The organism is Streptomyces cellostaticus (genome assembly GCF_023630175.1).
Lineage (GTDB): Bacteria > Actinomycetota > Actinomycetes > Streptomycetales > Streptomycetaceae > Streptomyces > Streptomyces cellostaticus_A.
The window spans coordinates 41,026-60,620 of record NZ_JALLIN010000023.1; the positions used below are offsets into that span (position 1 = coordinate 41,026).

Genomic DNA, 19,595 nt, shown 5'->3' on the forward strand with positions numbered 1-19,595 from the left:
CGACGGTGTTCCTGAACAAGGGGTACCCGGGCACGAGCAGGGACGAGGTCGCCGCCCTGGCCGCGGTGTCCAAACAGACCGTCTACAAGAACTCCGCCGACACGCAACGGCTGTTCACCGAGATCATCCATGGCGGCCTCGACCGCATCGACGAACTCTTCAGTGACGTCACCGGTTCACCGGCCGGCCCGCAGGACCTGGAGAAAGACCTCACGGCACGCGCCCGGCAGTTCGTCACCATCCTCACTCAGCCCCGCCTGCTCCAACTGCGAAGGCTGGTCATCGCCGAGGCCGACCGATTCCCCGAACTCGGGCGCACGTACTACGAACGCGGCCCTGAGCGCGTCCACGCCCTGCTCGCCGAAAGCTTCGAACAGCTCGCCGGACGCACACTGCTGGCTCCGGGCGACCCAGTCCTCGCGGCCAACCACCTCACGTGGCTCATCACCTCGATCCCGGTCAACAAGGTCATGTTCTGCGGCTCCGGCGAACACTTCACCCGCGCCGAACTGGACCACTGCGCCGACGAAGCGGTACGAGTCTTCCTCGCCGCCTACCGCCGGGACACGCAATCCGCCTGACGGAGCACACACCGGCGCCTTCTGAAACGATCAGCAAGTGCTCGCACACGGGATCTCTGCGGCCTTCGACCCGGCCGCCGCCATGGCCGTGCTCGGGCTCCTCACCGCCCGGCTGGTGATCAGGGTCCGCAGGAACGATCTCGAAGCCCTCTCGGGCACGGCGGGCCCGGGCATCGGCCGACCGGCCCGCGGCCGCGCGGCACGCCGCCGGCCGGACCGCAGCCGGAAGAACGGGACACGCTGCGGTCCGGCCGTCCACACGACCAGGGCCACGGCGATGAACCACGGGACGAGCACGGCCGGCACACGGATGATCGCCATGCCCCACCCCCTCCCGCGCTCCACCCGGCCCGACCCAGCCGTCGTCCGTGTCGACGCGGAGGACGGCCACTCGCAGAACGACTCGCGGTCACGCAGAGTTCCCGGCGGGTACGGAGAGTTCACGACTGTCCGTGGCCCGCGGTCGAGCAGCGCTCAGAGTCCCGTCGGCACCCAGTCGGGCAGTGCCTCGGTCCGCTCCACCCACGGCGCGGGGGGCGTGCCCGCCTTGCCGGAGCCGAGCACACCGCCCACGATCGCGCAGGTCGTGTCCACGTCCCCGCCGACCTGGGCGGTCGTCCAGAACGCCGTCTCGAAGTCGGTCAGGGCCCGCGCCGCGGACCAGAGGGCGAACGGGACGGTGTCATGGGCCGATGTACGGCGACCGCAGCCCAGCACGGCCGCGACGGTGGCCGGATCGCCGTAGTCGAGCATGTCGCGGGCCCGGCGCAGGCCCGCACCGACCGCGCTTTTCGGGATGAGCGCGATGACACCGTCGAGGAGCGCCTCGGGGCCGGGCGGGCCGCCCGGTGATGCGGCCAGCGCGGCGGCCGCGGCGACGGCCATCGCGCCCACCACGGCCTCGCGGTGCTGGTGCGTGGGATACGCGGAGATCTCCGCCTGGTGGGTCGCCTGCTCGGGGTCGTCGGCGTACCAGGCGCCCAGCGGCGCGATGCGCATCGCCGCGCCGTTGCCCCAGGACCCCTGCCCGTTGAAGAGGCCGGCCGCCAGTTCACGCCAGTCCTCTCCCTCGCGGACGAGGCGGAGCAGCCGGTTGACGGCCGGGCCGTAGCCGCGGTCGAAATCGTGGTGCTCGGCGAAGGAACGGGCCAGCGCGTCCTGATCGAGGCGGTGGTGGACGGCCAGGACGGCCACGACGGAGCATGCCATCTCCGTGTCGTCGGTCCACTGCCAGAAGCCCGCGGGCGGCTCGCGGCGCTTGAGCAGGGGGTAGTTCGCCGGTACGAAGAACTGCGAGCCCAGCGCGTCTCCCACCGCCAGTCCGCGCAGGCTGGCCAGGGCACGGTTCAGGCGCTCAGGGGAAGAGGAATCAGCGGTCATCGGTCTGCCACTCTATCGGGAACCCCAGTGCGGCACCGGATCCCGCCATCGCTCGAAGGGCCGGTTCAGGGTGTACTTTCCGTCCTCACCCAGAACGAGCGTCCGCATCTCCGCGTTCCCGGGATTCGAGAGCGACTCGAATTCCGCCACCGTCCAGTGGAACCAGCGCATACAGAACAGCCGCATCGCGAGCCCGTGCGTCACCAGCAGCACGTTCGGCGGATGGTCCGGTGCCTCGAAGCTGCGGAACAGACTCTCCAGGAAGCCGCCGACCCGGTCGTAGACGTCGGCGCCGGACTCGCCCTGCGGGAACCGGAAGAAGAAGTGACCGTAGGCGTCCCGGTACGCCTTCTGCAGGCGCACGTCGTCGCGGTCCTGCCAGTTGCCCCAGTCCTGCTCGCGGAGCCTGGGTTCCTCGCGGACCCGTATGAGGCCGGGATCGAGATGGAAGGCGCGCAGCGTCTCGTGGGTGCGACGGTACGGGGAGACGTACACGCTCACGCGTTCCCGGCCGAAGAGCTCCCGGATCTGCTGCCCGGTCTCCCCGGCCTGCCTCCAGCCGCGCTCGGTCAGGGCGAGAGCATGGTCGGGCTCCCGCTCGTACACGGAGTCATCAACGTTGCCCCTTGACTCGCCGTGCCGGACAAGGACGATGCGCCGTGGTCGTGCCATGCCGAAACCCTAGATCGAACGGGGGACGACAGAGCACTCCCACGGGCCCCATACGGCGTAGGTCACACCCGCCCGCGCACCGGGGCGCTCACGGGCGCACGATCCCCGTGCCGCTCCGCGTTCGATCCACCACTTTCCGCGAGCACCGCCCCGTCCTCGATGCGGCCGGTTCAGACCGTCCAGGACGGCTCCAGTTCCACGATGTCACCGGTGAGCGCCGCGATGTCCGCCTCCGTCTGGGCGCGCAGGGCGAGGCGCTCCACCCGCTCGGTGCGGTACTTCCCGTGCTCGGCCGCCGACCGCCACATGGACAGGATGAGGAACTCCTGTTCGGGTGCCTCGGCGAACATGCCCCGGATCATGCCGGGCGAGCCGGCCATGGCCGGATTCCACACCTTCTCCTGCATGAGCGTGAAGTGCTCCACGCGCTCCTCGCGGACCCGGCACAGGGCGACGCGGACCAGGTCGGAGTCCGTGAACCGGGGCTCGAAGCCGGTCTTCACGTCGAACCGGTACTCGAACAGTTTGACCTGGGAATCCTTGAACGTGCCGGACTGGGCGGCCGCCAGGCGGTCGTGCGAGCGGGCCATGAAGGAGTCGTAGAAGGCGCGGCTCTCCCAGAAGGCGAAGAGGTGCGCCACCCCGGGCCGCTGCCGGCTCCACCCTCCGCCCTGCCCCCGAAAACCCGGCTCCCCCGGAAGCCCCGCCCATTTCCGCTGCCCGCGCTCGAAGCCGCGGCGGTCCACCACGGTGCAGCGAATCCACTTGACCAGCACCGCGCCATCGTAAGGCCACCGGGCACGGCGCCGGTCACCCTCCGGCCGAGATCGCCCGCGCACACTTCTCGCGCGCGTGGCACGATGAGCAAACGGCCCTGGCTCCAGGGCAGTTGACAGGCATGGCACTACGAGGGGGTGGCGAAGCCCGGTGGCTGGCTTCAGCAAGGGAATCAGCAAGGTCGAGGTCGCGCTCAAGTGGGACCCCAGTCCGGCGGGCCGACCGCCCACCGATCTGGACGTCGTGGCGGGGCCGTTCGACTCGGGCGACCCCTACGGGGCGCCGGCTTATCTGGTGCACTTCGACAGCCGTTCGCCGGACGGCACGATCCTCCTCGACCGGGACAGCACCGACGGCAAGGGCTTCGGCTGGGACGAGGTCATGACGATCGAGCTCGACCGGCTCGACGACCGGTACGCGCGCGTGGTGGTCGGTGTGGTCATCCAGCAGCGAACCGGACGCAGGACCTTCGCCGACGTCCTCGGCCCGGCCATGCGCATCCGCGAGGGCTACACGGTGCTCGCCGAGGACGACTTCGCCGCGGTCCCCGACGCCATGGCGGCCACGATCGGCGAGTTCGTGCGGGACGGCTCCGGCGTGTGGACGTTCCACCCCGGAGTGCACGGCTACGACGAGGATCCGGCGACCTTCCCGGGTGTCATGGGCAGCAGACGCCACGCCTGACACGGGAGCCCACGAGCAGGGGGCGCCGGCTCGGGCCGGCGCCCCCTGCTTCAGGAACGGTGTGGCGTCAGCTGCAGCCGCTGGTGGAGCCGCAGCCCTCGCAGATGTAGCAGGAACCGGCCCGCTGCATCTTGGTGCCGCAGGAGAAGCACAGCGGGGCGTCGGCCTGGATGCCCAACTGCATCTCGACGAGCTCGGCGCTGGTGTGCGCCTGCTTCGGGGCCGACTCGGCCTCCTCGGCCTTCGGCGTGGCGACCGCCTTCAGCTCCTGGGCGCGCGGCGCCGACTGGGCCAGGCCCTCGACGTCGACCTCGTCCTCGGCGGGCTCGTAGGAACCGGTCTCCAGGTGCCGCTGGCGCTCCTCGGCGGAGTGGATGCCGAGCGCGGAGCGCGTCTCGAAGGGCAGGAAGTCCAGCGCCAGGCGGCGGAAGATGTAGTCGACGATCGACTGCGCCATCCGCACGTCCGGGTCGTCCGTCATACCGGCCGGCTCGAAGCGCATGTTGGTGAACTTCGAGACGTACGTCTCGAGCGGCACCCCGTACTGCAGGCCGACGGAGACGGCGATGGAGAAGGCGTCCATCATGCCCGCGAGGGTCGAGCCCTGCTTGGACATCTTCAGGAAGACCTCGCCGAGACCGTCGTCGGGGTAGGAGTTGGCGGTCATGTAGCCCTCGGCGCCGCCGACCGTGAAGGACGTGGTGATGCCGGGGCGGCCCTTGGGGAGACGCTTGCGGACCGGGCGGTACTCGACGATCTTCTCGACCGTCTCGCGGATGGTCGCCTCGGCCTTCTCCGTGACCTCGGCCTTCTCCTTCTCCTTGGTCTTGGCGGAGAGCGGCTGGCCGACCTTGCAGTTGTCGCGGTAGATGGCGAGCGCCTTGACGCCCAGCTTCCACGCCTCGTAGTAGATCTCCTCGACCTCCTCGACGGTCGCCGTCTCCGGCATGTTGACCGTCTTGGAGATGGCGCCGGAGATCCACGGCTGGATCGCGGCCATCATGCGGACGTGGCCCATCGGGGAGATGGCGCGCTCGCCCATGGCGCAGTCGAACACCTCGTAGTGCTCGGGCTTGAGACCGGGGGCGTCGACCACGTTGCCGTTCTCGGCGATGTGGGCGACGATCGCCTCGATCTGCTCCTCCTGGTAGCCCAGGCGGCGCAGGGCCTGCGGGACGGTGCCGTTGACGATCTGCATCGAGCCGCCGCCGACCAGCTTCTTGAACTTCACCAGCGCGAGGTCGGGCTCGACACCGGTGGTGTCGCAGGACATCGCCAGGCCGATGGTGCCGGTGGGGGCCAGGACGGACGCCTGGGAGTTGCGGAAGCCGTTCTTCTCGCCGACGCGGACGACGTCCTGCCAGGCCTCGGTGGCGGCGGCCCAGACCGGGGTGTCCAGGTCGTCCATGCGGACGGCCACGCCGTTGGCGTCGGCGTGCTGCTTCATGACGCGCTTGTGGGCGTCGGCGTTGCGGGCGTAGCCGTCGTACGGACCGACGACGGCGGCCAGCTCGGCGGAGCGGCGGTAGGCCGTACCGGTCATCAGCGAGGTGATGGCACCGGCGAGGGCGCGGCCGCCGTCGGAGTCGTAGGCGTGGCCGGTGGCCATCAGCAGGGCGCCGAGGTTGGCGTAGCCGATGCCGAGCTGGCGGAACGCGCGCGTGTTCTCGCCGATCTTCTGGGTCGGGAAGTCCGCGAAGCAGATCGAGATGTCCATCGCGGTGATGACCAGCTCGACGACCTTCTGGAAGCGCTCGGTCTCGAAGGACTGCCGGCCCTTGCCGTCGTCCTTGAGGAACTTCATCAGGTTCAGCGAGGCCAGGTTGCAGGACGTGTTGTCCAGGTGCATGTACTCGCTGCACGGGTTCGACGCGGTGATCCGGCCGGACTCGGGGCAGGTGTGCCAGTTGTTGATGGTGTCGTCGTACTGGATGCCCGGGTCGGCGCAGGCCCACGCGGCCTCGGCGATCTTACGGAAGAGCGCCTTGGCGTCGACCTCCTCGATGACCTCACCGGTCATGCGGGCCCGCAGGCCGAACTGGCCGCTCGACTCCACCGCCGTCATGAACTCGTCGTTCACGCGGACCGAGTTGTTGGCGTTCTGGTACTGGACGGACGTGATGTCGTCGCCGCCCAGGTCCATGTCGAAGCCCGCGTCGCGCAGGACGCGGATCTTCTCCTCCTCGCTGACCTTCGTCTGGATGAAGTCCTCGATGTCGGGGTGGTCGACGTCGAGCACGACCATCTTGGCGGCGCGGCGGGTGGCGCCACCTGACTTGATGGTGCCGGCGGAGGCGTCGGCGCCGCGCATGAAGGAGACGGGACCGGAGGCGTTGCCGCCGGAGGAGAGCAGCTCCTTGGAGGAGCGGATCCGGGAGAGGTTCAGGCCGGCGCCGGAGCCGCCCTTGAAGATCATGCCCTCTTCCTTGTACCAGTCGAGGATCGACTCCATGGAGTCGTCGACCGACAGGATGAAGCAGGCGGAGACCTGCTGGGGCTGCGTGGTGCCGACGTTGAACCAGACGGGGCTGTTGAAGCTGAAGATCTGGTGCAGGAGGGCGTAGGCCAGCTCGTGCTCGAAGATCTCGGCGTCGGCGGGCGACGCGAAGTACTTGTGCTCCTCGCCGGCCTTCCGGTACGTCTTCACGATGCGGTCGATCAGCTGCTTGAGGCTGACCTCGCGCTGCGGGGTGCCGACGGCACCGCGGAAGTACTTGCTGGTGACGATGTTGACCGCGTTCACCGACCAGAAGTCGGGGAACTCGACGCCACGCTGCTCGAAGTTGACCGAGCCGTCGCGCCAGTTGGTCATGACGACGTCACGGCGCTCCCAGGCCACCTCGTCGTACGGGTGTACGCCGGGCGTGGTGTGGATGCGCTCGATGTGCAGTCCCTTGTTACCCGCCTTGGCCCCCTTGGCTCGGGAACCTCGTGCCGGACCGCTCGCCGTCTCTGTCATGCCGCCTCCCTGTACGGGCTAAAACGCCCTGAAGTGCCCCGTTGTTCCCGTGGCACGGTGTTCTGTCTGGTGTCGCGGGCACCCTCAACTGCTGTCCGCGACAAATCTTGGTTCGCCGCCTTCCGAGCCGGAACCCGGGCGTCCGTCCTGGTTCCGACGCGCCGGTCAGTCGGCGGCGTTGGCGGGCACGGGGACCCCGGTGGTCCCTCCGGGCCCGCGTTCGTCCTCCGGGCTCCCCGATCCCGCGTCCTCGCCGTCCGCGGCGGGGCCTCGCGCCCGCCTCAGCTCCGCGATGGCGGCCTCGAAGTCGTCGAGCGAGTCGAAGGCCCGGTAGACGGAGGCGAATCGCAGATAGGCGACGAGGTCGAGCTCCTGCAACGGGCCGAGTATGGCGAGGCCCACGTCGTGGGTGGTCAGCTCGGCGCTCCCGGTGGCCCGCACCGCCTCCTCGACCCGCTGGCCGAGCTGGGCGAGTGCGTCCTCGGTGACAGGCCGTCCCTGGCATGCCTTGCGCACACCGTTGATGACCTTGGTGCGGCTGAACGGTTCGGTGACCCCGGACCGCTTCACCACCATGAGCGAGCACGTCTCCACGGTCGTGAAGCGACGGGAGCAGTCGGGGCACTGGCGGCGCCTGCGGATCGACGTGCCGTCGTCGGTCGTACGACTGTCGACCACGCGGCTGTCGGGGTGCCTGCAGAAGGGGCAGTGCATGATCTCCAACCCTCCTCACAGCAGACTCAATGGCCCCGCTGGACCACATGGGCCCCTCGAAGCAGCTCTAAGCATAGGCGATCGCGGAGCCGTCTCAGACCCGGGGGACCACAACTTGTGGGCTGCGGTAAGCATCCAACCACTAGATGTAGGGCTTGGCTCATACATCGAGGCGGTGACGCGTGTCGCCGCACCGGAGCACCGCCCCGGACACCCGCCGCCGGCATTTCCGAACACGCGGGCGCACGGGCGTATCGATCCTTCGGTTGCGGAGATACCGTGGGCGCCGCACGGAGACGGCGTGGGACTCCGGCGCAGAAGGGAGTCCGGATCCTGGAGGACCGGGTTCCGGATGGCAGACTGAGGGCACAACCCGCAAGGTCGCCGAGCCCGGCGGTGAAGAGTACAGCAATGGGCGCTTTTGACCGCGAAGTGGCGCGTCAGCCATACACCCAAACACATGATCACGACAGGCGAATCACTCTTTTTCACTCGAACGTGTGTTTGGCGCAACCTTTCGAAAGCAACTACCGTTGTCCAGCAGGGAGACCATCGAGAGGGGCCGACGTGACCACCACCGCAGACAGTGCCACCATCACCGCCCAGGACCGCTCCATGGGCCGGATCGAGCCGGTACACGCGATGAACGAAGCCACGAATCCCGAGGGGCACAAGCGCTCCCTGCCTGGCCGACCTCCAGGTATCCGGGCGGACAGCTCCGGTCTCACCGACCGGCAGCGCCGGGTGATCGAGGTCATCCGGGATTCGGTGCAGCGACGCGGATATCCGCCGTCCATGCGCGAGATCGGCCAGGCCGTCGGGCTCTCCAGCACGTCCTCCGTGGCGCACCAGTTGATGGCGCTGGAGCGCAAGGGCTTCCTGCGCCGGGACCCGCACCGCCCGCGTGCGTACGAGGTGCGGGGGTCGGACCAGGCCGTGACGGTGCAGCCCACCGACACCACCGGCAAGCCCGCCGCGTCCTACGTTCCGCTGGTCGGCCGGATCGCCGCCGGTGGACCGATCCTCGCCGAGGAGTCGGTCGAGGACGTGTTCCCGCTCCCTCGCCAGCTCGTCGGCGACGGCGAGCTGTTCGTGCTGAAGGTCGTCGGCGACTCAATGATCGAGGCCGCGATCTGCGACGGCGACTGGGTCACCGTCCGCCGCCAACCGGTCGCCGAGAACGGCGACATCGTCGCGGCGATGCTCGACGGTGAAGCCACCGTCAAGCGCTTCAAGCGCGAGGACGGCCACGTCTGGCTGCTGCCGCACAACGCGGCCTACGAACCGATCCCCGGCGACGACGCGACCATCCTGGGCAAGGTCGTCGCCGTGCTGCGGCGCGTGTGACGGCCGCGGCGGCCGGGCCGAACGGCTCGTCCCCCCTGACCGGGCCCCGGAACCCCTGCGCCGGTTCCGGGGCCCTGTGCGGTCCGGGCCGTCTCCCTCTGGGGCCGGCCGGGCGGACCATCGTGCGCGTGGCGGGCCGACCGACACCGGCCGGCCCGTTCGGTTCACTGCTCCTGCGTCTGCGTCTCCTCCGTCCGCCTCGCGGCCGCGTCGATGGCCGCCAGCGATTTGCGCACCTGGTTGCGGTCCGCGGTGTACCAGAAGTCGGGCAGTGACGCCTTGAGGTAGCTGCCGTACCGCGCCGTGGCGAGCCGCTGGTCCAGCACCGCGACCACTCCGCGGTCCCCCGAGGCGCGGACCAGACGACCGGCACCCTGGGCCATCAGCAGGGCCGCATGGGTCGCGGCCACGGCCATGAAGCCGTTCCCGCCCGCGTCCTCCACCGCCTTCTGCCGGGCGCTCATCAGCGGGTCGTCGGGGCGCGGGAACGGGATCTTGTCCATGACCACCAGCTGGCAGCTCGGGCCCGGGACGTCGACACCCTGCCACAGCGACAACGTGCCGAACAGGCAGGTCCGCGGGTCCGCCGCGAAGTTCTTGATCAGCTCGCCGAGCGTCTCCTCGCCCTGCAGCAGGATGGGGAACTCGGGGATGCGGGAGCGCAGCTCCTCCGCGGCGAGCTGGGCGGCACGCATGGACGAGAACAGCCCGAGGGTGCGACCGCCGGCCGCCTGGATCAGCTCCGTCAGCTCGTCGAGCATGTCGGAGCGCTCACCGTCCCGTGCCGGGCGCGCGAGATGCTTGGCGACGTACAGGATGCCCTGCCTGGGGTAGTCGAAGGGCGAGCCGACGTCGACGCCCTTCCACTCCGGCAGATCCTCGCCCTCCGTGCCCTCGGGGCCGAGCCCGAGGGAGGCGCCGACGCCGTTGAAGTCGCCGCCCAGTTTGAGCGTCGCCGAGGTGAGGACGACGCTGCGCTCAGCGAAAAGCTTCTCCCTGAGCAGCCCGGAGACCGACATGGGCGCGACACGCAGTGACGCGCCGAAGCGGTCGTGGCGCTCGTACCAGACCACGTCCCACTCGGAACCGTTGACCACTCGCTCCGCCACGTCGTGCACGGTCTCGACCGAGGCCAGCGCCTGCTTGCGGACCGCGTCCTCGTCCTGGACGGACTTGTCGCGGGTGGAGCCGAGCGCCGTGATGACCGTGCGGGCCGCGTCCCGCAGTGCCATCAGCGCGTAGCCGAGGTCCTCCGGGATCTCCTCGAGGCGGCCGGGCAGAGCGAGTTCCATCAGCCGCTCGAAGCCCTCCGCGGCGGTCTGGAGCTGATCGGCGGTCTTCTCGTCGACGAGTCTGGCCGCCCTGCGCACGGCACGGTTGACCTGGCCGGGCGTGAGTTCGCCGGTGGCGACGCCCGTGACCCGGGAGACGAGCTCGTGCGCCTCGTCCACGATCAGCACCTCGTGCTGCGGCAGCACCGGGGCGCCCTCGATGGCGTCGATGGCCAGGAGGGCGTGGTTGGTGACGACGACCTCGGCGAGCTTGGCCCGCTCGCGCGCCATCTCCGCGAAGCACTCGGCGCCATAGGCGCACTTCGACGCGCCCAGGCACTCCCGCGACGACACCGACACCTGTGCCCAGGCACGGTCGGAGACGCCCGGCGTGAGGCCGTCGCGGTCACCGGTCTCCGTCTCGTCGGCCCAATCACGCAGACGCAGCAGGTCCTGGCCCAGCTTGCTGGTCGGCGCGGCGGCCTCGAACTGGTCGAAGAGGCCGTCCTCCTCGTCCTGCGGCATGCCCTCGTGCAGGCGGTGCAGGCACAGGTAGTTCGACCTGCCCTTGAGCATGGCGAAGTCCGGGCGGCGGCGCAGCAGCGGGTGCAGGGCGTCGACGGTGCGCGGAAGGTCGCGTTCCACGAGCTGACGCTGCAGTGCGAGCGTGGCCGTGGCGACGACCACTCGCTCCCCGTGCGCGAGCGCGGGCACGAGATAGCCCAGCGACTTTCCGGTGCCGGTGCCGGCCTGGACCAGCAGGTGGGATCCGTCGTCGATCGCTTCGGCGACCGCTTCGGCCATGGTCACCTGGCCGGGGCGCTCCGTGCCGCCGACGGCTGCGACAGCGGCATGCAGGAGTTCGGGGAGTGAGGGCTTCGTCATAGCCCGACCACCCTACGGCCCGGCACTGACAAACGTGCGGGCAAGGCGGGAGCGAGGAGTGGGATCACGATGGGAGCTCCTGTGGCGCGGGGGCCGCGACGGCGTCGCCGGCCTTCCGGATCCTTTCCTGGCGGCCGGGAACCTCACCGAACCGCCGTTCGTACTCACGGTGACGACGTCGTCACATTTCGCCGGGCCTCCCGATTCGGGACGCGCTCCCGGATCAGCAGGGCGGCCCGCTTGCCGGGCAGGTCGACCTCGGACGCGAACCGGAACCCGGCGCGCAGGAAGGCGGTGACGGAAGGGGTGTTACGAAGATCCGGCTCGGCGACGACCCGGCCGCAGTCGGGGCGACGGTCCAGGACGAGATCGGCCGCGGCCTCGAGCAGGGCCGAGCCCAGTCCTCGGCCCCGGTCGGCGGCCTCACCGATGAGGAGATGGATCCCGGTGTCGTGCGGACGGGTCGGGCAGTGGCGGGCCAGCGGATCGAGGTCCGCCCGGTAGATCTCCCAGTAGCTCATGGGGACGCCGTCCAGCACGCCGAGGCACGGCACGCTGCGGCCGTCGCCGTCGAGTTGGGCGCGAAGGTGGTCCTCGATCCTGTCCGGCGGTCCCGCCAGCTCCCAGAAAGCGGCGACAGCGGGGTCGTTCATCCAGCGGTGGACGAGCGGCAGGTCGGTCCTCATGCGCACGGGGACCAGGTGGAAGAGGCCCACAGGGGTGCGGGTCGTCCCCCAGTCGGACACGCCGTCGAGCAGGTCGGCGGAGGCGAAGCGCGCGACGAACTCGGCGGGCAGGCGCAGACGCAGCGTGGCCTCGCCGTCCTCGGGGGATGCGGTGTCCGCGCCGGTGTCGGTGGAGGGCACGGTGCGCTCCTTTCAGCGAAGGGTGGTGGGTGAAGGGAGTTGAGGGGTTCGCGGGAGACGCGGGAGGGCGGGGCGGCTCGTTCAGGAGTGAAGGGGGTTGGCGATGGCGACGTAGACGGACTGGGTGTCGACCGGACCGGCGAGTTCGTCCATGCCGTGCAGCCGGGTCAGCAGGTTGGCCTTGCAGCGCAGGACGGGTGAGTCGAGCAGCAGGCCGGGCAGCGGGGTCCGCAGGGCGAGCGGACCCGAGGCGGCATCGGCGAGAAACCCGCGGAAGGCGGCGAGCAGCAGTCGCTCGTCGGCGAGTTCCTGGGAGCCGAGGGCGCCGATCAGCCCGAGCACGTTGTTGACGGCGAGGTAGTACGCGAAGCGTTCGTCGGCCACCTCGTCCGCGACGAAGGTGTCGCTGCGCACGCCGATGCCGGGCAGCCGCGCGTCGAGTTCGTCGCGCCGGGACTCACGGAAGTAGTAGCCCTGGTTGTCGCGGAACCGGCCGCCCGCGGGCCAGCCGTCACGGTCGATCAGGACCAGCGTGTTCTGCTGATGCGCCTCGAGGGCGATTCCGGCCTCGCCGTCCAGCCAGAGCACGGGCCGCACGACCTGTTCCAGGTAGCGCAGGAACCACTCGGCCGCGACGGCTCCGACGGGGCGCCCGGTGCGGGCGGCGAGCCGTGCGACGAGTTGCGACAGACGGGACCGCAGGGTCCAGGGCCCCTTGGCCGGCCACGGGTCGGTGTCCGGTTCGGCGAGGGGCCGGGGTGAGACAAGTCCGGCCAGGCAGCTCACGTCGTCGGCCGGGGCGAACGGGTTGTGCCTGATCATGACGTCGAGACCGGGCAGGGGCAGCCCGTCCGGATCGTCGACGGCGAGCCAGGCGGGGTCGCGGACGATGTCGAAGGCGGGGTGTGCCGCCCGCCACGTACGGGCGAGGCCGCCGCGCAGCAGGCGGTGCACCTCGACTCCGCGGTGGAGTTCCTTGCGCAGGTTCTCCCGACGGGAGTTGGTGATGCGCAGGCCCAGTGACAGTTTCAGCATCGCGGGCGCGCCGGACCTGTGGACGGTGCGCACGGAGGAGGTGGGGTGCCAGGGAGGGCCGAGCGGACCGAGATCACGGAGGGCACCCGAGTCGAGCAGGGCCGCGGTCGCCTCACGATGCCTGACCTCCCTGGCCTGCCAGGGGTGCAGGGGCAGCAGGGCGAACCCCTCGGGCAGGGGGCTGGAGACGCCGGCGAGCCGCTGGGTGAGCCGGTCCGCGGGGACGGTACGGCCGCGTTCGGTCCAGGCCGAGTCGGTCGCCAGCAGAGAGGGGGCGACGGCCCACCAGTGCAGCGGGAAGGAGCCGCGTGACTCCGGTGAGTAGAGCGCGCCTTCGGCCTCGGTCAGGCCTTCCCGGCTCTTCGGGGCGGGGTGGAGGGGATGCCCGAGGAGCAGGGACTGCTCGGCGCTGAGGAACGGATCGGGGCCGTCGTCCGGATGCGCGCGCCGGTCGCTGATGAACGTCGCGGTGCGGCGCAGGGAGTCGGCCACCCTGGCGACCAGGTCACCACCGCCGCCCGCGGCCCCGCTCCCGGGCCGCTGGGGGGTGCCCGGGGTGCCCGGGGTGCCGGGGGTGCCAGGGGTGCCGGGGGTGCCGGGGGTGCAGAGGGTGCCGCCGAGTGCCTCTCTGGCGAGCAGGGCCGCGAGAGTGAGCGCGTCGACGGGCGGTGCCGTCTCGGCACCGGCGAGGCGGACCGGGCCGAAGCGGTGCCAGCCCGCCGGGGACCAGTGCCGGACCCGGACGATCAGCGCGGTGCCGCTGCGGAGCAGCGGGACACGAAGGGGGCCGGTGGCGGGGGCGGCGAGGCCGGTCTCCCGCACCCAGCAGCGCAGCAGGTTCTCGACGGCGGCGGCCTGGGCGGCGTTGCCGGGATCGGGGTCCTCCAGTGGGTCGGCTCCGGGGGGGTCCGCGCTCATGCCGTCCGGGGCTCGTCGCTTCTGCTGGGGGAACGACTCGGCGAGCGGCACCTGGGAGGGCTGGGTCCCGGAGTCGCCCGGTTCGTCGGGGCTGCCGGAGCGGCCGTCGGGTGCGGGGGTGGCGTTCAAGACGGCTCCTCGGAAGGGATGGGCTGGGCTGGGCCTGCGGATGGTTGATCGGGTCGCGTCCGGCCGCCCCGTCGTCCACTCGGCCGTCGTGCGGTCGGCCGTCGTGCGGTCGGCCGTCGTGCGGTCGGCCGTCGTGCGGTCGGCCGTCGTGCGGTCGGCCGTCGTGCGGTCGGTGCCGCGGTGCGGTCGTCACGGGCCCGGGCAGCGGGGCGGGCAGCCATGTCGCGGTGCTGTCCATGTGCGACCGGTACGCGACGGGAGCGTGTGGGTGGCTTCCCGGCTCCTCGGGCCCGGTGGCGGGGACCGTTCCGGTCGGGGTGCTAGTGCTGTGACCGGAACGGTTTGCCGGAAGGCTCGCGGCGTCCGGGGCGGTGCAGCGCAAGGCGGAGCATCGTCCGCGTACTGGACGTACTCGGGCGATGCGACAACGCGGCGAGGTGCCGTGCCGGACGCCGCGAGCCGGTGAACCCTTCCGGTCACGGCACTAGCCGTTGCCGGGGGCAGGAGCGCCCTGATGGCGGTGCCGGTGGCCGCGGTCGCGCCATCGGCGGGCCGCCGCTGCCACCGCGTCGGCCAGGCGGTCCATGACGGCTGCCGCCTGCTCGTCGGAGATGGTCAGCGGTGGAAGGAGGCGTACGACGCAGGCGTGGCGGCCGCCGAGTTCCACGATGAGCCCTCGCTGGAGGCACTCCCGCTGGACGGCCGCCGCGAGTTCGGGGGCGGCTCGGTGCGGGGTGCGGGTGGACCGGGGGCCTTCGGCGATGAACCGGTGGTCGCCGCCGAAGGGGTCCTCGGCCGGTCCGGTCGGCTCGCTCTCCGGGTCCACCAGTTCGATGCCGATCATCAGCCCCCGTCCCCGGACATCACCCACGCACGGGAACGCGTCCTGCAGTTGGCGGAGTCGGGACAGCATTCGGGCGCCCAGAGTGGCGGCGCGCTCGGCGAGGGCGTTCCGCCGTACGTGCGCCAGGGTGGCGGTGCCGGCGGCCATGGCCAGCTGGTTGCCGCGGAAGGTGCCCGCATGGGCGCCGGGCTGCCAGGCGTCGAGGTCGTCGCGGTAGACGACCACGGCCAGCGGCAGGCTGCCGCCGATGGCCTTGGACAGGACCATGACGTCGGGTGTGACACCGCTGTGCTCCACGGCCCAGAAGGCGCCGGTGCGGCCGACCCCGGTCTGGATCTCGTCGGCGATCAGCGGGATGGAGCGGTCGGCGGTGATCTCCCGCATGCGCCGCAGCCAGGCGTCGGGCGCCGGGATCACGCCGCCCTCGCCCTGCACGGGTTCCACGATCATCCCGGCGGGGAGCGGTACGCCCGACTTCGGGTCGTCGAGGAGGGACTCGGTCCAGCGGGCGGCGAGTTCGGCGCCGCGCGGGCCGCCGACGCCGAAGGGGCAGCGGTAGTCCTGCGGGTACGGCAGCCGCGCGACCCGGACGTCTCCGGCTCCGCCGGAGGCCGCCATGGCTCCCGCCGTCATGCCGTGGTAGGCGCCGGTGAAGGCGAGCATGCCGGTGCGTCCGGTGGCGGTGCGGACCAGCTTGAGCGCGGCTTCGACGGCGTCGGTGCCGGCCGGTCCGCAGAACTGCACCCGGGCACGGCCCGCGAGCCCGGGCGGCAGGGTGTGGAACAACTCGGTGATGAAGGCGTCCTTCACCGGTGTCGCCAGGTCGAGGACGGACAGCGGGGCGCCGGAGTCGAGGACCCGGCGGATGGCCTCCAGGACCACGGGATGATTGTGGCCGAGGGCGAGGGTGCCGGCTCCCGAGAGACAGTCCAGGTAGCGGCGGCCGTCGGCACCCTCGATGGTCAGTCCCCGCGCGCGCACCGGCACGATGGGCAGGGCCCGCGCGTAGGTGCGTGCCGCGGACTCACGCGCCGACTGGCGCCCGAGGATCCCCTCGTGCACCGTGCGCTCTTCCCCGTACGCATCCTCAGCCACCGACTCGGTCACGGCCACGACTCGCTGTCCTCCCCGCTGTCCAGAGGTGATGTGATCCACGGGGAGCGGGCCCAGGCAGCCGACCCCCCACCCCTACAACCGCGAACCGGCCCACGGGTTACGGGTTGCCGGGTAATCCCCGTGGTCCACGCGGTCCCCGGACGACGGCCGGAGGGATCGCGTTCGCCCTGAGGTGAGGCACCGGACCGCGGCCGGTGTGCTTCCAGGTCAGACCGCTTGTAGCCGAACCGTTGCCGGACCGTCGGAACTCCCCCACAGCGAACGCATAGTGTGTGGTGCCGTTCCCAGCGGACCCGCTGCGCCGGTGTCAACTCCCCACGAGTGCGACGCCGGTGCCGGGACCCGAGCGCCGAGTACCTTCACATCAGGGGGAGTCAACAGCATGCGATCCATACGGCCGTCGTTCACCGTTCGACGCGGGAGGGGCGCGCCGCGCAGGACCTCCCCCGCGCTGGCGACGGTCGCCCTCGTCTCGGCGCTGGCGCTGACCGCCACGGCCTGCAACGGCGACGGTGACGACAACGCCGACGACAGACCGACCGCCACCGCGACCCAGGGCGGCACCGGCGACGGCAAGATCAAGATTCCGGACGACATCCGTCAGAAGCTCAAGGAGCACGGGATCGATGTCGACAAGTGGAAGAACGGCGCCTGGAAGAACTGGGACAGGGACGACTGGCTGCGCGAGGCCAACGACTTCGTCAACCCCATCATCAAGGGGCTGTGGGACCCGGACCGGATGCGGGACGCCGACGACCCGGCCAAGCGGGTCGACGACAACGACCTCTCCGGTGACCAGGGCGTGACGGACCCGACCCCGGCGCCGGTGACGGCACAGGCGGTCAGGCCTCCGTACCACACCAGCGCGGCCGCCTCGGGCAAGGTCTTCTTCGACTCCCCCGAGGGCACGATGGTCTGCTCGGCGACGGTCGTGCGGGACCCGGCGCACCCGGGCAAGTCCAACCTCATCTGGACGGCCGGCCACTGCGTGCACGCCGGCAAGAGCGGTGGCTGGTACCGCAACATCGCCTTCGTGCCGTCGTACAACAACCAGGGCAGGCCGAACGCCGAGCTGCAGGACGCGAGCCGGGCGGAGGTCGCGCCGTACGGGGTCTGGTGGGCAGACGCGGCGAAGACCTCGCAGCAGTGGATCGATCAGGGCGGCCGAACCGGCGGCAACGGTGCCTCGTACGACTTCGCGGTGATCCATGTGACGCCGGAGCAGGGCAACGCCGGCAAGTCGCTGGAGGAGACGGTCGGTGGGGCGCTTCCGGTCGACTTCGGCGCTCCGGCCGTGCCGAAGGTGCGGAGCATCACGGCGACGGGCTATCCGGCCGCGGCTCCGTACGACGGCCAGCTCGCCTACCAGTGCCGGGACAAGCCGGGCCGGCTGTCCCTCGGCACGTCGGACCCGACGATGTACCGCATCGGCTGCACGATGACCGGCGGCTCCTCCGGCGGCGGCTGGGTGGAGACCGGCTCGGACGGCAAGCCGGTCCTGGTGTCCAACACCTCGATCGGCCCGGTGCGCGCGGGCTGGCTGGCGGGCCCCCGTCTGGGCGAGGTGGCCAAGGGCGTCTACGACTCGGTCAGCGAGAAGTTCGCCGGGCGGTAGGGCCCGCGCGGCCTCACACGTGGGACGGGGCGGCGGCGAGGCGCCCGTGGCCACCTCGCCGCCGCCCCGTCCCGGCCCCCGCGCGCGGTCGACGCCGGCCGACCGCCGACCGGCTCGGACGACACCGAACCGCACGGCCGATGTCGGCCGGCCGGCTCGGCGCGGGCCGATGACGAGAGGCCCGCCCCCGGAATACGCCGAACGGGTGGCGGGCCTCTCGACTGCGCCGGGGGCGCCCCGGGGTCAGGCCGCGGGGGTCGGCGCGTAGGGGGCCAGGTCCGCGGCCAGCTCCTCGTGTACCCGGGCCTTGAGCAGGGTGCCCTCCTCGGTGTGCTCCTCGGAGATCACCTCGCCCTCGGTGTGGGCGCGGGCGACGAGCTTGCCGTGGGTGTACGGGACGATCGCCTCGACCTCGACCGAGGGCCGGGGCAGCTCGTTGTCGATCAGCGCCAGCAGTTCCTCGATGCCCTGGCCGGTGCGGGCCGAGACGGCGATGGAGCGCTTCTCCATCCGCAGCAGCCGCTGGAGCACCAGCGGGTCGGCCAGGTCCGCCTTGTTGATCACGACGATCTCGGGCACGTCGGTCGCGCCGACGTCCCGGATCACCTCGCGCACGGCTGCCAACTGCTCCTCCGGGACCGGGTGCGAGCCGTCCACCACGTGCAGGATCAGGTCGGAGTCCCCGACCTCCTCCATGGTGGAGCGGAACGCCTCGACCAGGTGGTGCGGCAGGTGCCGGACGAAACCGACGGTGTCGGCCAGCGTGTACAGCCGCCCGCTGGGGGTCTCGGCCCGGCGCACGGTCGGGTCGAGGGTCGCGAACAGCGCGTTCTCGACCAGGACGCCCGCGCCGGTCAGTCGGTTGAGCAGGGAGGACTTGCCGGCGTTGGTGTAGCCGGCGATGGCGACGGACGGCACCTTGTTGCGCCGGCGCTCCTGGCGCTTGATCTCGCGGCCCGTCTTCATGTCCGCGATCTCCCGGCGCATCTTCGCCATCTTCTCGCGGATCCGGCGCCGGTCCGTCTCGATCTTGGTCTCACCGGGGCCACGCGTGGCGAGGCCGCCGCGGCCACCACCCATCTGGCGGGACAGGGACTGACCCCAGCCTCGCAGCCTCGGCAGCATGTACTGCATCTGCGCCAGCGCGACCTGTGCCTTGCCCTCTCGGGACTTGGCGTGCTGCGCGAAGATGTCGAGGATCAGGGCCGTACGGTCGATGACCTTGACCTTGACGACGTCCTCGAGCTGGATGAGCTGGCCCGGGCTCAGCTCACCGTCGCAGATGACGGTGTCCGCGCCCGTTTCGATGACGATGTCACGCAGTTCCAGCGCCTTGCCGGAGCCGATGTAGGTGGCCGCGTCGGGCTTGTCCCGGCGCTGGATCACGCCGTCGAGCACGAGCGCTCCGGCGGTCTCGGCGAGGGCGGCCAGCTCCGCGAGGGAGTTGTCCGCGTCCTGGGCGGTCCCCGTGGTCCACACCCCGACGAGCACGACCCGCTCCAGGCGGAGCTGGCGGTACTCGACCTCGGTGACGTCCTCCAGCTCGGTGGACAGGCCCGCCACGCGGCGCAGTGCCGCCCGCTCGGAGCGGTCGAACTGCTCACCGTCCCGCTCGCCGTCGATCTCGTGGCTCCAGGCGACGTCCTCTTCCATCAGGGCATCGGCCCGAAGACCTTCGGGGTAGTCGTGCGCGAGGCGCTTGGTGTCCTGGGAAGGGGAAGAAGAGGAGGTCATTGGATCCTTACGTCGGTGGGAGGGCCGGATCGGCTGTCGTGTGCTACAACGCACGGGTCCCCCGGGAG

At 71.1% G+C, this 19,595-nt stretch carries 13 protein-coding genes and 1 pseudogene; 4 read left to right on the plus strand and 10 right to left on the minus strand.

The window, feature by feature from the left end:
* Positions 1-5: 5 nt before the first annotated feature.
* Complete coding sequence (locus MXD57_RS16400) at positions 6-581, plus strand: TetR/AcrR family transcriptional regulator C-terminal domain-containing protein (protein ID WP_250402189.1); 576 nt, start codon at positions 6-8, stop codon at positions 579-581.
* A gap of 474 nt (positions 582-1,055) precedes the next feature.
* Here MXD57_RS16400 and MXD57_RS16405 read toward each other — a convergent pair whose 3' ends face one another.
* The 3 genes from MXD57_RS16405 to MXD57_RS16415 all read right to left on the minus strand — a co-directional run bounded on the left by MXD57_RS16405 (position 1,056) and on the right by MXD57_RS16415 (position 3,409).
* On the minus strand, positions 1,056-1,961 hold the full coding sequence (locus MXD57_RS16405; RefSeq protein WP_250402190.1) for an ADP-ribosylglycohydrolase family protein: 906 nt from the start codon (positions 1,959-1,961) through the stop codon (positions 1,056-1,058).
* 12 nt (positions 1,962-1,973) lie between these two features.
* The gene (locus tag MXD57_RS16410; protein ID WP_250402191.1) at positions 1,974-2,633 is read right to left on the minus strand and encodes a histidine phosphatase family protein; all 660 of its coding nucleotides are present in this window, start codon (positions 2,631-2,633) and stop codon (positions 1,974-1,976) included.
* A 170-nt stretch (positions 2,634-2,803) separates the two neighbouring features.
* Positions 2,804-3,409 carry a YdbC family protein gene (locus MXD57_RS16415; RefSeq protein ID WP_250402192.1) on the minus strand — a complete coding sequence of 202 codons (606 nt, stop codon included), beginning with the start codon at positions 3,407-3,409 and terminating at the stop codon, positions 2,804-2,806.
* Between the two features lie 124 nt (positions 3,410-3,533).
* Here MXD57_RS16415 and MXD57_RS16420 point away from each other — a divergent pair.
* A pseudogene (locus MXD57_RS16420) lies at positions 3,534-4,094 on the plus strand (TerD family protein); the annotation flags it as partial.
* Positions 4,095-4,161: 67 nt separating this feature from the next.
* On the opposite strand, the gene MXD57_RS16425 reads toward MXD57_RS16420, so the two are convergent.
* Both MXD57_RS16425 and nrdR read right to left on the minus strand, forming a co-directional pair.
* On the minus strand, positions 4,162-7,053 hold the full coding sequence (locus MXD57_RS16425; RefSeq protein ID WP_250402194.1) for a vitamin B12-dependent ribonucleotide reductase: 2,892 nt from the start codon (positions 7,051-7,053) through the stop codon (positions 4,162-4,164).
* Between the two features lie 165 nt (positions 7,054-7,218).
* Positions 7,219-7,767, minus strand: coding sequence for a transcriptional regulator NrdR (nrdR, locus tag MXD57_RS16430; RefSeq protein WP_250402195.1), 549 nt, complete (start codon positions 7,765-7,767; stop codon positions 7,219-7,221).
* Between the two features lie 567 nt (positions 7,768-8,334).
* On the opposite strand from nrdR, the gene lexA reads away from it, so the two are divergent.
* Entirely contained in the window at positions 8,335-9,114 is a 780-nt protein-coding gene (lexA, locus tag MXD57_RS16435; RefSeq protein WP_250402196.1) for a transcriptional repressor LexA, read from the plus strand.
* A 164-nt stretch (positions 9,115-9,278) separates the two neighbouring features.
* Here the strand turns inward: lexA and MXD57_RS16440 are convergent, their stop codons facing one another.
* The 4 genes from MXD57_RS16440 to MXD57_RS16455 form a co-directional block, all read right to left on the minus strand.
* Positions 9,279-11,270, minus strand: a complete 1,992-nt coding sequence (locus tag MXD57_RS16440) for an ATP-dependent DNA helicase (protein WP_250402197.1) — start codon at positions 11,268-11,270, stop codon at positions 9,279-9,281.
* 164 nt (positions 11,271-11,434) lie between these two features.
* The gene (locus tag MXD57_RS16445) at positions 11,435-12,136 is read right to left on the minus strand and encodes a GNAT family N-acetyltransferase (protein WP_250402198.1); all 702 of its coding nucleotides are present in this window, start codon (positions 12,134-12,136) and stop codon (positions 11,435-11,437) included.
* 81 nt (positions 12,137-12,217) lie between these two features.
* On the minus strand, positions 12,218-14,218 hold the full coding sequence (locus MXD57_RS16450) for an IucA/IucC family protein (RefSeq protein ID WP_374114706.1): 2,001 nt from the start codon (positions 14,216-14,218) through the stop codon (positions 12,218-12,220).
* A 484-nt stretch (positions 14,219-14,702) separates the two neighbouring features.
* On the minus strand, positions 14,703-16,175 hold the full coding sequence (locus MXD57_RS16455) for a diaminobutyrate--2-oxoglutarate transaminase family protein (protein ID WP_250402199.1): 1,473 nt from the start codon (positions 16,173-16,175) through the stop codon (positions 14,703-14,705).
* A gap of 385 nt (positions 16,176-16,560) precedes the next feature.
* Between MXD57_RS16455 and MXD57_RS16460 the strand changes: the two genes are divergently transcribed.
* A complete protein-coding gene (locus MXD57_RS16460; protein WP_250402200.1) occupies positions 16,561-17,793 on the plus strand; it encodes a trypsin-like serine peptidase in 1,233 nt (410 codons plus the stop codon).
* Positions 17,794-18,036: 243 nt separating this feature from the next.
* Here MXD57_RS16460 and hflX read toward each other — a convergent pair whose 3' ends face one another.
* Entirely contained in the window at positions 18,037-19,527 is a 1,491-nt protein-coding gene (hflX, locus tag MXD57_RS16465) for a GTPase HflX (RefSeq protein WP_250402201.1), read from the minus strand.
* Positions 19,528-19,595 lie beyond the last annotated feature (68 nt).